Origin of the sequence: Parabacteroides sp. FAFU027, assembly GCF_022808675.1 — a bacterium.
Classification (GTDB): Bacteria; Bacteroidota; Bacteroidia; order Bacteroidales; family UBA7332; genus CAXXIC01.
On sequence record NZ_JAKZKV010000001.1, the window covers coordinates 479,125 to 491,523 of the forward strand.

8 protein-coding genes and 2 tRNA genes are annotated in these 12,399 nt (G+C 40.8%); 6 read left to right on the forward strand and 4 right to left on the reverse strand.

Annotated elements, in window-relative coordinates:
• Positions 1 to 10: 10 nt before the first annotated feature.
• The 4 genes from MLE17_RS02130 to MLE17_RS02145 form a co-directional block, all read right to left on the reverse strand.
• A tRNA-Met gene (locus MLE17_RS02130) sits at positions 11 to 84 on the reverse strand.
• 79 nt (positions 85 to 163) lie between these two features.
• A tRNA-Met gene (locus MLE17_RS02135) sits at positions 164 to 237 on the reverse strand.
• Positions 238 to 402: 165 nt separating this feature from the next.
• Positions 403 to 2,949, reverse strand: coding sequence for a prolyl oligopeptidase family serine peptidase (locus tag MLE17_RS02140; RefSeq protein ID WP_243346401.1), 2,547 nt, complete (start codon positions 2,947 to 2,949; stop codon positions 403 to 405).
• 6 nt (positions 2,950 to 2,955) lie between these two features.
• On the reverse strand, positions 2,956 to 3,540 hold the full coding sequence (locus tag MLE17_RS02145) for a nitroreductase family protein (RefSeq protein WP_243346404.1): 585 nt from the start codon (positions 3,538 to 3,540) through the stop codon (positions 2,956 to 2,958).
• Between the two features lie 1,195 nt (positions 3,541 to 4,735).
• On the opposite strand from MLE17_RS02145, the gene MLE17_RS02150 reads away from it, so the two are divergent.
• The 6 genes from MLE17_RS02150 (at position 4,736) to MLE17_RS02175 (ending at position 12,203) form a co-directional block, all read left to right on the forward strand.
• Positions 4,736 to 5,644, forward strand: a complete 909-nt coding sequence (locus MLE17_RS02150) for a carboxypeptidase-like regulatory domain-containing protein (RefSeq protein WP_243346406.1) — start codon at positions 4,736 to 4,738, stop codon at positions 5,642 to 5,644.
• A gap of 368 nt (positions 5,645 to 6,012) precedes the next feature.
• Positions 6,013 to 8,157: a coiled-coil domain-containing protein gene (locus MLE17_RS02155; protein WP_243346408.1), complete on the forward strand. Its 2,145-nt coding sequence runs from the start codon at positions 6,013 to 6,015 to the stop codon at positions 8,155 to 8,157.
• A 363-nt stretch (positions 8,158 to 8,520) separates the two neighbouring features.
• The gene (locus tag MLE17_RS02160; RefSeq protein WP_243346410.1) at positions 8,521 to 9,165 is read left to right on the forward strand and encodes a DUF6563 family protein; all 645 of its coding nucleotides are present in this window, start codon (positions 8,521 to 8,523) and stop codon (positions 9,163 to 9,165) included.
• Positions 9,166 to 9,366: 201 nt separating this feature from the next.
• Positions 9,367 to 9,807, forward strand: coding sequence for a C-GCAxxG-C-C family protein (locus MLE17_RS02165; protein WP_243346412.1), 441 nt, complete (start codon positions 9,367 to 9,369; stop codon positions 9,805 to 9,807).
• A 926-nt stretch (positions 9,808 to 10,733) separates the two neighbouring features.
• Positions 10,734 to 11,285, forward strand: coding sequence for an REP-associated tyrosine transposase (locus MLE17_RS02170; RefSeq protein ID WP_243346414.1), 552 nt, complete (start codon positions 10,734 to 10,736; stop codon positions 11,283 to 11,285).
• Between the two features lie 186 nt (positions 11,286 to 11,471).
• Positions 11,472 to 12,203, forward strand: coding sequence for a hypothetical protein (locus MLE17_RS02175; RefSeq protein WP_243346416.1), 732 nt, complete (start codon positions 11,472 to 11,474; stop codon positions 12,201 to 12,203).
• Positions 12,204 to 12,399 lie beyond the last annotated feature (196 nt).

The following is a 12,399-nucleotide window of genomic DNA, read 5'->3' on the forward strand; positions in this document are numbered from 1 at the left end:
TCTTTGTTTGTAGCGCGACCCAGGATTGAACTGGGGACCTCATGATTATGAATCATGCGCTCTAACCAGCTGAGCTATCGCGCCATCAATTCTTTTACAACTGAGAAATATTTAGTGAGAATTAAAAAGCACTTACAAGATTGATGGTAAGTGCTTTTTTGAGTAGCGCGACCCAGGATTGAACTGGGGACCTCATGATTATGAATCATGCGCTCTAACCAGCTGAGCTATCGCGCCTTTTCTCAATTGCGATGCAAAGGTACTACTTTTTCCTTTCCCTGCAAGGGGTTCAGACAAACGAACTTAAAAAAATGCCGGACAAAAAAGCCATTGTGTTGTTTCTCAACAGATTTATAGATCAAAAAAAAGTTTGAATATCCGGCTTTTTTCAAAGCAAACAAGCTACTCCTCTATCGGATTCGCCTTGTACATATCGTTCCACCAACGCGAATCGCTGCGCAGATATTTGTCAAACCAGGCCAGAATCGTCTTTTGCCAATCGTAACGCTTCTGCATATCGAGCACATGGTGGTTCTCCCCTTCCACACGGATAAACTCGACCGGCTTACCCAACACCTTCAATGCAGTGTACATCCGGATACTCTCACTCATCGGAACATTCGTATCAGCAGTCCCGTGCAACAGCAAAAGCGGAGTATTTATCTTATTAGCATTAAAAAGCGGGCTGTGATCTACGTAAAGCTCCCGGTTATTCCACGGATAACTTTTGGCAGCGGCCAATCCGCTATAGGTGTAGCCCCAATACCCCTCGCCCCAGTAGCTCGAAATATCACTGATACCGGCATGGGAAATGGCAGCGGCAAACAGATCCGTTTTCGTCTGCAAATACATCGTCATAAAACCGCCGTAAGAAGCCCCGATGCAACCGATGTGAGTAGAATCGACATAAGTGTGCTGGCGGCAGAAAAGTTTCGTACCCAGAATAATTTCATCCGCCGTCTTTTCGCCCCAGGCATTGACGTGGCGGGCCGAAAACTCCTGTCCAAACCCGATGGCTCCGGAGGGCTGCAAAGTATATACGACGTACCCCATCGAAGCATACAGGCTCAGGGGATAGCGACTCTCGAAAGATCGGTCGGTAGGGGTTGTACCGCCATAATAGAAGACAATCAGCGGGTATTTCTTAGCAGCGTCAAAGGCAGGAGGCAGATAGCAACGGCCTTTGATCAAAGTACTGTCAGCTGACTTGAAGTTCCAATCCTCCACCTTGCCATAAGCGATATCTTTCAGGCGTTCTGCCGATGGGTCAGCGACCAGTTTCTCCCGTTGTGACTTCAGGTCATAGGAATAAACCAATCCGGGCTTTTGCAAGGTTTGTCCATAATATAATAGTGTTGAGCCATGATTCGCCAGATCAACTCCCGTAATCACATCCGGAGTCAGCGGTAGTTTACGGAAAGCATTCCGCTGCGGATTGTAAGCATAGAGACGAACGTAATCCTCATCCACCACCTTCAGGTAAATCTGTCCGTCCGTCTTGCTCCAGGCCAAAGAAGATACCGAGGGGGAAAACGATTTGGTCAACGGGGTAATCTTTTTAGTTGCCACATCCATCATGTACATCTGGATATCACTCATATTCGAGATTTGTCCCGGAGCAATGTTTAGTCCGATGCCGTCAAAAGATTCGGCCGCACCGGTAATAGCGATTTGTTTTCCATCAGGGGAATAGGTGGCTGAAGTGGCAAATTTATCATTATGCCACAGAGTATCAAGCTTCATGCTATCCAGCTTCAACTGATAGAGCGAACTTGCAGTGAAAGGACGTTCGGTAACCACATCCCTCTCCTCCTTAAAGAGAATGGCTTTTCCATCAAAACGAATATCCTGCAATGAGACATTCGCCTTGCCGTAAGTCAATCGCTGCATTACACCCGATGCAATGTCATACAGGCTCAGGTAACTGCGCTTGCGCCAGTCGGCCTGACGATCCTCGGGGGAAAGCAAACGCTTGAGGCTACCGTTATCATCGGTCGAAGCATATTCGTAACCGGTGTAAATGAGAAAGCGCTCATCCGGTCCCCAGGTGAAGTCCCCATCCGGCAGGTGATCGGTCAGCACACGATCTTCCAGTGTCACGGGATCCAAGATATGCAGTTCGCGCCCGTTCAACCCTTTGGTGGCATAGTACAACTTATTCGAAAGCGGCATCCAACCGACTCCCTTTGCATTATTATCGTCCGTAAGCAGGCATTTTCCCGAACCAATCTCAACCACCTGGGTCGTACCGATCTTCGTTGCATCTTTCAGCGTCGTCACATATCTGACCAGAGCCAACTTCCCATTCGGAGAAACAGCCACAGAGGCCGGTCGTTTTCCTACCAGATAATCTAAAATGTACAGGTTACGGTGAGGATCAGTCGTTACGGTAAATAGTGTACTCTTATCATTTTTGGAGCATGACACCTCCGCCTGCACAGCAGGAATCATTTTATCTTTGGAATCCATAAAGACTTTGACCAAAACCTCATAGCGGTGCGGTTCGGCCTTGATGGAAACCACCTCGGGCATGGCATGGATGAGGCTATCCTCTACGGTCTGCTTCTCCCCTCCCAGTTCGCCATCCACATACACTTCGAAGCGACAGGTAGATTGCACCGTGATTTTCATCGAAGCAAAGCGGTCAGACGTCACGTAAAACTTCAGCAAGGTCATGGTGCGACCGTAATTGGGCTGCACCAAGCGAAACACATTGCTGGTATCGCACAGCACCGGTTGGAAATCGCTCTCCTTCGCCGGTAGAAATGTCGTCTTCAGCAACGATTTTGCCTTAAACTTCTCCCCTTTTGCATTGACCGAATCACACAATACGGGGGAAACCACCTTCACAGGGCCATAGACCAGGTATTTATTGACGGGAAAAATACGTTGCGCCATCGCGGGCAACATCATCGTGCCCAGCAGCACGCACAGGAATATCTTCTTCATATTGATCTATTTATTGCCAATTGATTTAAGAACCAGTTCGCCCAGAGAACGTTTCGGCACATGATGATGCTGATTCTCATCGCGCCAGTACTGCACTTTGCCCTCCTGCATCTCCTCAAGCACCACCGTTTCTACCGGTTTGCCCAGCGCCAATACATAGAGAATCTCATACTGATCATCAATAGCCAGCAGCTCAGCCACCTTACGGCGATTAACCGCACCGATAATGCAGCCGCCAAGCCCTTGCTCCACGGCCCCCAACAGGATGGTTTGTATCGCCAGGCCATCATCGCAGAATATATTTTCACACAAAGTTGTATCGCGGGTAATGACAATGTAGGCCGAAGGGCGTTCACCTTCCACCGGTCCGGGCCACTCTTTGAGATAACCGGCCCATGCCAGACAGGGAAAGATTTGGCTATTCACCTCCGCATCATTGACCAATACGTACCGGAGCGGTTGCATATTGCGGGCGGATGGCGCCAGGCGAGCCAGGTCTATTAATTCAACTAAAGTATGCTGGGAAATAAAATGGGATTGGTCAAACCGGCGATAACTGCGATTATGCAGCAGAAGTTCTTTGAGCGTCATGTTTTCCTTCATTTAAAGATGAGTGCTGCAAATGTAGGAAAATTCACCGTGCGGAAAGGGATTGACACAAAGGGAATAAACAGGGACCGGTATAAAAAAGAAAAGGTTGTCATCACGACAACCTCAACCCTTAATTAACCTTTAAATCTAATACCATGAAAAACACAGTGCAAATATAGCAGGTTTTGTGTTATAAAACATACCATGTCGGCATATTTCTTTTGTCGGTTACGTTTATTTAACACCTACACCCCTCACTGGATTGAAATCCGGTGCTATAATATCGGTCATGCCTGCGGAATTATATATTGTATAAGTAGCATCAGTACAATCCATCTTATTACATTATACTTTAGTGTAATAAGAAAACAAGAACGCAAGTGATAAAACATAAAATCGTACCCACGGCATCATACAACAACAAAACACGTAGGTGAGAACGATATGGTAACACAGGGTTTTAGACTGGAGTAGTTAGCAATATTCCGATGTCCGGAGAAAAAAAACCGCGCCAAGGGAGCAATTGTCACCCGCCAAGTAATGATATGTCACCTGCTAAGTGGTCAATTGTCACCCGACAAGTAATGATATAACACCTGCCAAGTGGTCAATTGTCACCCGACAAGTAATGATATGTCACCCGACAAGTGGTCAATTGTCACCCGACAAGTAATGATATGTCACCCGCCAAGTAGTCAATTGTCACCCGACAAGTAATGATATGTAACCCAACAAGTGGTCAATTGTCACCCGACAAGTAATGATATATCAAATGTACAATCTCCCTCTCATCGTCTTCAAATTAATAAACCACAACTTATATATAAATATCCAATGACCCAATCCAACATCACATTAACAACATCAAAACCCGAATATATCAACACTTACCCTATCATTTACATCACAAACAGTCATAGTATTTTACATTTACAAGAAGCCAAGCTGTTAATTTGACAGTAAACAAGCCTGTTCACCTCCATTTTATCCTTAATTTATTGATATTATCTCATCTACAATCCCATTTAATACCAAAATGCTACCTATTGATTATTTTATCAATTTTTAACCCTACATTGCTTTGATTTCAAACTGCAATCCTTTAGATTTGCAAAACATCACTAAACAATCTCACAAAACCCTTTATGGAACACCAAAACCTCCTGGGGTATTAACACTCAAAACAGACTTTATTATGAACAACAAAAAGCTAGCAAAATTCAAGATGCTTCGCAACTTGATTATCTTCTTTCATGAAAACAGTGCTATAATAGAAAAACTGCCAAACTTCAATGAATTTCTGGCCGATCTGGAGAGTGCGGTTGCCCTAATCACAGAGAACGATGAAGAAAAAGGGAAAGTCCCTAAAGTAACCGAACAGAAAACAATCCTGCATGACGCATTGATTACCATCACGGTCGATCACGCCAACAAACTGCATGCACTGGCCCGGTTCCTCAAAGATCAGGGTCTGATGTCAGACTCTAAGATCTATCAAACAGACCTCAGCGCCATCAGCGCTCTGGAGTTGGTGAAAAGATCAAACAACCTCCATGGACTGATCAATAACAACCTGTCCCAGTCAGCTCCTTACCTGCTGACCGAAGAGTCACAAACTAAATTGAGAACGGCCATTGATGCCTTCAACGGCTCTATACCGCAATCCCGCCAGGCGCAACTCAAAACCAAAGAGTGCTCCATGCTGGAAGATCAGGGCTTCGAACTGGCTGAAAATACCCTCGAAGAGATGGATGCACTGGCTGAGATCATCCGCCTCTCCGATCCTATCTTCTACAGCAAATACAAAAACGCCCGCAAAACCATCGAGATCACCTACAGCACCCTGAAAGCACAGGGTACAATAACAGACCTCGCTACCGGAAAACCTATCCCCGGCGCCATCCTGACCTTCCGCCTGCAAGGCTCCACCGATGTGGTGCTGGAAAAAGAGACGGCGGCCAAAGGTGGTTTTATGATCAAGTCGCTCGACGATGCCATCTACGAGGTGACCATCGAAAAGATTGGCTTCAAAACTCAAACCATCACCGTCACCATCAGCTGGGATGAACCATGTAATCTGGATGTGAAGATGGAGAGGGTGTGAAAAGCTCACTGATCATAATCGAATAATCATGGCGCAGGGTTGAAACCCTGCGCTAGCATATAGGGCATGCATCCTCTGGCGCGATCAATAGCATAATTCATGCATAAAACAAAGACAACAACAAACTGTAGTGAATAAAGAAAAAAAAACAATAAGCTAAACATAGAACTCACCGAATTCTTTTAAAACTACCAGCAGTTTAAACTTCTAACATGAATACGCTGCTCTGACCCTGAACCACAAGGAGATTACACTCAACATTGTGCCGATATTTTTACACTTAACCCTAAAAACGGCACTCTAATATAGACTTAAACATTAGCAACAATCGTAAATGATCAAATGCTAAACACTAAAATAGATATAACATGCAAAGCAAAAACAACCTAGCTTTAATAGCAACCTTATACAACAACCACAGTGCTAATCTATACAGTGACATCTACTTCCCAATCATCAATTTTGGCATCGCAACAATCTCTAAAAACCAATTTGATCCTGAGAAGTATTATGATATTGAATTTTTGCAGTCCGCAATTGACCAAGATTTTGGTATTAAAATCCCACTCATCGTTTTAAAACAAGCATTAAAGGCTCTAGTTTCACAACAAAAAGACATTACACTGAAGCTTTTTGAAAATGGGGAGAAGTTTCAGATAATAAAAAAGTGGGATGTATATATTGACACATCCATTGACGAACGATTATCTTTAGTAATGAATAATTTCAATGAATTAGATGAATCATTCCGAATATTTATAGGGAAAAATAAAATATCCACAGATAAATCTTTTCTTGAATTCTTTTCAGAGAACACAAATGATATCTTTAAATACTTAGACCACTTAGAAGCTATACCTTCGATTAACGAGAATTATTACCACATTGCAAATTTTCTAATTGAGATCAAAGACACCAATAAACACCTATTTAATCTTGCAAATAACACATTCTGGGCTTCCGTAATTTCAGCTTTTTTAAAAAGAGAAGTAGACTTAAATATAAAACCAGAGAAGACTATTTATTATTACCTTGACTCTTCTTTGGTTATGGCAATACTTGATCTTGACAGCGAAATTAATGCTGTTTATGGTGCAGAACTTCTGAGTGTAATTCTTGCTGCTGGACATATTCCGTGTGTACATCCATTAACAATTAAAGAAATTGATGGTATATTACAATCTGTTGAAAGATCAGGCCCAAATCATGGCTCTGCTATTGAAAATGCATACTACAGAAGACAATTAAACCCTGTTGAAATTCTAAAGATTAGGAATTCGCTTCATAAACTTCTTAGTGGCATTAAAATTCAGGTAATTGAAAACACCTCCTCTACTGCGCTAGACGAAATATGCAATAGATATAAAAATAAACAAGCAGTAAATTCACTAAAACAAACCAGAGGGTATTCAAATGGAAGCATAAGAGACATCCATGACATTTTTATGTGTGATTTCATTATTAAAAAAAGAGGGGATGTACATGAGATTGAAAAAATCAATTCTTCTTTCGTTTCCCTAAATTCAGACTTGATTGCATTTATAAAACGAGAGTACAATGAAAAGTTTTCACCAATAATACATCCATCAAATATCATTTCTGATTTATGGCTACATGATCCTAAATGCACATTAATTAAAGAAAATGGATTGACAGAGATGATGACTAGATGCATTGCTTTGAACAACACTGACGTTAGAAGAAAGCTAAGACAATTGGCGAAATACATCGAAACGGACAACCTTTCAGAAAATGATTATGTTTCAGTATATAATTCTCTTATAAATCGCTCTCAAAAAGTCTTAAAGAAATTTGCCAGTATTGAGGATAATAATAAGATCGAAAGTGATCAGTCTCGTTCTATTGTTGCAGAGATAATCCAAGTCTCCAAAATTGAAGAGGAAGATCGAATAAAGCATATTAAATCTATTCATGATCAAAATGCTGCAATAGTAAATCAGAACAAGATTTTAATAGCAGAAATTGAATCTTTCAAAAAAACAATTGCAGATAAAATTGAAAGTCAAAATATTGTAGAACAACAGAACACTAACAAAGAAGCTGAAATTGTAAAGTTAAAACAAGAACAAAAGCGATTATTGCAGCTAACCAATAGGTCTAAAGAAATTGATTCAACAATCAACTCATTAGAAAGAAAAAAAGAAAGTAGCATATCAATGATAAAATATTGGATTCTTTTATTTACTGAAATTGGAGCTATTAGCTTGTTCCTTTTTTCAATGATACTATACGTAATAAAAACAGATAATTTACAGAAAGATTATGTTGCTATATTTTCAACTTTGCCTGGCATTGTAAGCCTTGGAGCCTTTTCAATTTCAATACTATTGTTCATTCTAAAATTTAGAGATTCCACAATACTATCATTTAAAATAAAATACCAATCAATCAAGGAAGAGCAAATAAAATATTGGCTATCAAACAATCCAAATTATTCAGAATTAATAGAAGAAAGAAAGAATATTGATTCAAAAATCAAATCATATGAGTAAACTTATCAGTTGTATCTCCGTTCCTCCGTTCTCCGTAGCCTGCCAATAAAATCGACAAACAAAAAAGGACGGTAGGCCGTTTGGCGACAGGCCCCTACCTCGCGCAAGTATAAATAATATGCAGTCTGTACCTAGCGCAAGTCTTGAGCGCAGCGGGGACTTGTGCTGGAAACCAGAGCAGTCTGCGACTGTAATAAGAAGAAAGAACAAGTCCATTTAGAAGTCATTCAGTTTGAAAACTGAAAACATTTGGAGTCCAAGTCTCCGCTGCACTCAAGACATGAACCAGATGCCGAGTACAACATTGTAACCTTAGAGATAGCAGGAAATAAAACATTATCAAGTAAATAACAAACCATTATTATGAAGAAAATATCAGCCGTTATCATCAGTATGATTATCTGTGGAAACCTACCAGCACAAAAAGTTGCAAATGGAGGATATAACAGTTATGAAGAATACAAAAACAATAAGCCAACTTATGCAGATTCCTTTATCGTAAAAAAACGGACAACCGGAGACATCAAAGCATGGGGAGGTAATGACTTTAAGGTAGAGTACCTAAGCGAGAGCGTCACCAAGAAAATGATAAAAAAGGAAATTTGGGGAATTAGCAAAAATGACACATTGTATTTGAATGCAGAACCACTATCGGGACTCTACTGGTATGCCAGAGTTGAAATTGTTGGCAAGTATTGTTTTGTACGTCCAGCATTTCCCATCAATGGAAAACTTCAGAAACAATATGGATTAAATGATCCTCAGTTCGGGTATATGTTCGGGGCTTTGGGAGGAGCACTGCAAGCTATGCAGACAGCCGTAAAAAGGATTCCTGTAATATATTGCCCTGAAACCGGAAATAAAATGTTGTTGTGCGAAACTAATCTGGCCAAACTTATGGAGAATAATACCGGGCTTTTAGCTGAATTCAATGCTGAAACCGACAAAAAAAATGAAGAGGTATTATTGAAGTATCTGAAAAAGCTCAATGATGTTGACAAAAGATAGCCCCGGTTGGACAACTGGTTCTGCCTTCGCCCTCTCTAATAACAATACATCACAGGATTAAAAACCCGTGTGCTACCATATCGGTCATGCCTACGGCATTGTACACAACAAAATGTCGTAGGTGTGACCGATATTGTAGCGACGAACTTTAGTCCGGAGATAACCAACCCCAACAATTACAAATACAAAACATTAAGCACGATGGAAAGAAAAAAACAAGCCGCAATCAGCTGTTTTCAGAATGGATTTAATTGCAGCCAGGCTGTTCTAAGTACCTTTAGCGAAGAATTAGGCTTGACTACAGAAACAGCATTAAAAATATCGACATGCTTTGGTGGTGGAATGCGAAATGGAGAAGTCTGTGGTGCTATCACTGGTGGATTGATGGTGATCGGCCTCAAATACGGTCATTCGAAACAAGGGGATGACACAACCAAAACCAGAGCCTATCAACTAACCCGTGAATTTACACAACAATTCAAGGAAAAGCACGGCACTCTTCTATGCCGGCAATTACTGGGTTATGATCTATCCGATCCGGAACAGCTTGCAATCATCAAAGAAAAGCAACTGTTTGATACCATTTGCCCGAGAATTATTGAAGATGTAGTCGAAATGGTGGAAAAGGTTGGAAGAGAATAACGTAATAAACAACGATAAAAATGCTACTGAACATCAATATAGAGAAATCCGTACCTAGCGCAAGTCTTGAGCGCAGCGGGGACTTGTGCTGGAAACCAGAGCAGTCTGAGACTGTAACAAGAAGAAAGGACAAGTCCATTTAGATGTCATTCAGTTTGAAAACTGAAAACATTTGGAGTCCAAATCTCCGCTGCGCTCAAGACTTGAACTAGATGCCGAGTGCAAGATATAGTCCTAGATAAAGTAACGATAATCTACCTGATAACAGCTATACAGAATATCAGTCAACCCAATGGTAGAGATGCGATTCATCGCGTCCCCTTTCTCGCGCAAATATAAATAATATGCACTCTGTGCCTAGCGCAAGTCTTGAGCGCAGCGGGGACTTGTGCTGGAAACCAGAGCAGTCTGCGACTGTAACAAGAAGAAAGGACAAGTCCATTTAGATGTCATTCAGTTTGAAAACTGAAAACATTTGGAGTCCAAGTCTCCGCTGCGCTCAAGACTCGAACTAGATGCCGAGTGCAAGATATAGTCCTAGATAAAGTAACGATAATCTACCTGATAACAGCTATACGGAATATCAGTCAACCTAATGGTAGAGATGCGATTCATCGCGTCCCCTTTCTCGCGCAAATATAAATAATATGCACTCTGTGCCTAGCGCAAGTCTTGAGCGCAGCGGGGACTTGTGCTGGAAACCAGAGCAGTCTGCGACTGTGATAAGAAGAAAGGACAAGTCCATTTAGATGTCATTCAGTTTGAAAACTGAAAACATTTGGAGTCCAAGTCTCCGCTGCGCTCAAGACTTTAACTAGATGCCGAGTGCAATTTAGCAACCTAAGAGCAAACACAGTATCAGACTAAAATAAAGGAATCACATAAATCAAAAAGCAGGTATTAAATTAGGACAATAAGCAAAGACTATGAGCCGAAAATATAAGTTTCGAAACCCAGAAGCGGTTTATTTTGTAAGCTTTACAACAATAAACTGGATAGATGTCTTTACCCGAAGTGAATATAAACATATCATCGTAGATAGCCTTAATCATTGCATTGAGAAAAAAGGATTAATCGTTTACGCATGGGTGATTATGAGCAATCATGTGCATTTGGTGATCGAAAGCAAAGGAATGGCCTTAGATGACATTCTACGCGACATGAAGAAATTCACTGCCTCTGAGATAATAAAAGCCATCTCTAATAATCTGCAGGAAAGTAGGAAGGAGTGGATGCTTTGGATGTTTGAACGTGCGGGTAAAAAGAACCCGAACAATACAAGATACCAATTCTGGCAGCAACATAATCAACCAATAGAATTAACCAGGCACGCTTTTGGTATTGATGCAGCGATAGACTATATCCATGAGAATCCGGTGAAAGCGGGTTTTGTTGACCGGGCCGAAAATTACCCATTCAGCAGTGCGGTTGACTTTGTAGGAAGAAAAGGATTGGTGAATATCGTTCCTTGCTGGTGAAATAGATCAGTTTGAAAACTGAAACAGTTTTGAGTCCAAGTCACCGCTGCGCTCAAGACTTGAACTAGCTACTGAGTGCAAAATATGGACTTAGAAGAAATGGAGACAAACTTTAATCAGTCGAATCAGAACAAAGTAGTAAACTGATCATTATTTGCACCTACCCAACAACAGAGACAAGAAAATATGAGAAAAGCACTATTTGTCATTTTAGTTTTAATCGTTTGTTTTCAATCCAATCTCAGAGCACAAAACAGATGGGATAAAAAAGATGGTGATAATTCAGAATATAAGACAACACTGGATACCCTATTAATTGCAACCGAAATAGGTGACACATTAAAATATACACAAGCTGAATTTAATGAGATCGTAGACAAACACCCCGAGTTTTTTCAGGAATTCGCGGATTCACCAGACCAGTTATATTTCAACAACAATAACAAAGAAGAATTTGGATCTGAAGTAGGACAAGATGGCTACTATGCATTATATGCTTATTTTCTTAAACAAAAGAATGGTATTGACAAATATGCTCAGGAACGAAAGAAACTTATAGAGATATACTCAGACATCAATTCACTGTTTGGGCATTTGCAGTACGGGGGAACTTACTTTGGACATCAAAGAATAAGAATCCTGGGGTACGCTGAATATTCCGTTTATCTTCTTCCTAAAGATAAAAGAGAGATCGAAAAGACTTATGATCTAACGAAGCAAAAAAAGCTGTACATCAGATCACTTCGACAACTAATAAAAGATGAAAGTAAAATCGATTTTGAAACTATAGGAAAAGGTAAAAAGGAAAGAACGATACAACAAAACAGAATCGTTGACAACCTGAACAGATTAATTACAGATCTATTTTATTTGCGAAGGGCACAAGAATTTCACTATTGCCATTACGAATATTATTAATACAGCCATCCCTTTATCGCGCGAGTTTGAAAGGCAACTTCTGGCGCAAGTTTAGCGATAGAAGAGTTCGAGAATGTAAAATCTAAAATTGAACACATTGTGTCTGGATTCACAAGCGGGTAGAAGTTGTAAATAGTAATTTTGTTACCGCCTCCATTTGAATATACGTCGATTGAGATTCGCGATATACGGAAGC

Excerpts from the sequence above, each read along its gene's own strand:
- MLE17_RS02140 (WP_243346401.1), bottom strand. The coding sequence starts at position 2,949 with ATGAAGAAGATATTCCTGTGCGTGCTGCTGGGCACGATGATGTTGCCC.
- MLE17_RS02170 (WP_243346414.1), top strand. The coding sequence starts at position 10,734 with ATGAGCCGAAAATATAAGTTTCGAAACCCAGAAGCGGTTTATTTTGTA.
- MLE17_RS02155 (WP_243346408.1), top strand. The coding sequence starts at position 6,013 with ATGCAAAGCAAAAACAACCTAGCTTTAATAGCAACCTTATACAACAAC.
- MLE17_RS02160 (WP_243346410.1), top strand. The coding sequence starts at position 8,521 with ATGAAGAAAATATCAGCCGTTATCATCAGTATGATTATCTGTGGAAAC.
- MLE17_RS02145 (WP_243346404.1), bottom strand. The coding sequence starts at position 3,540 with ATGACGCTCAAAGAACTTCTGCTGCATAATCGCAGTTATCGCCGGTTT.
- MLE17_RS02165 (WP_243346412.1), top strand. The coding sequence starts at position 9,367 with ATGGAAAGAAAAAAACAAGCCGCAATCAGCTGTTTTCAGAATGGATTT.
- MLE17_RS02150 (WP_243346406.1), top strand. The coding sequence starts at position 4,736 with ATGAACAACAAAAAGCTAGCAAAATTCAAGATGCTTCGCAACTTGATT.
- MLE17_RS02175 (WP_243346416.1), top strand. The coding sequence starts at position 11,472 with ATGAGAAAAGCACTATTTGTCATTTTAGTTTTAATCGTTTGTTTTCAA.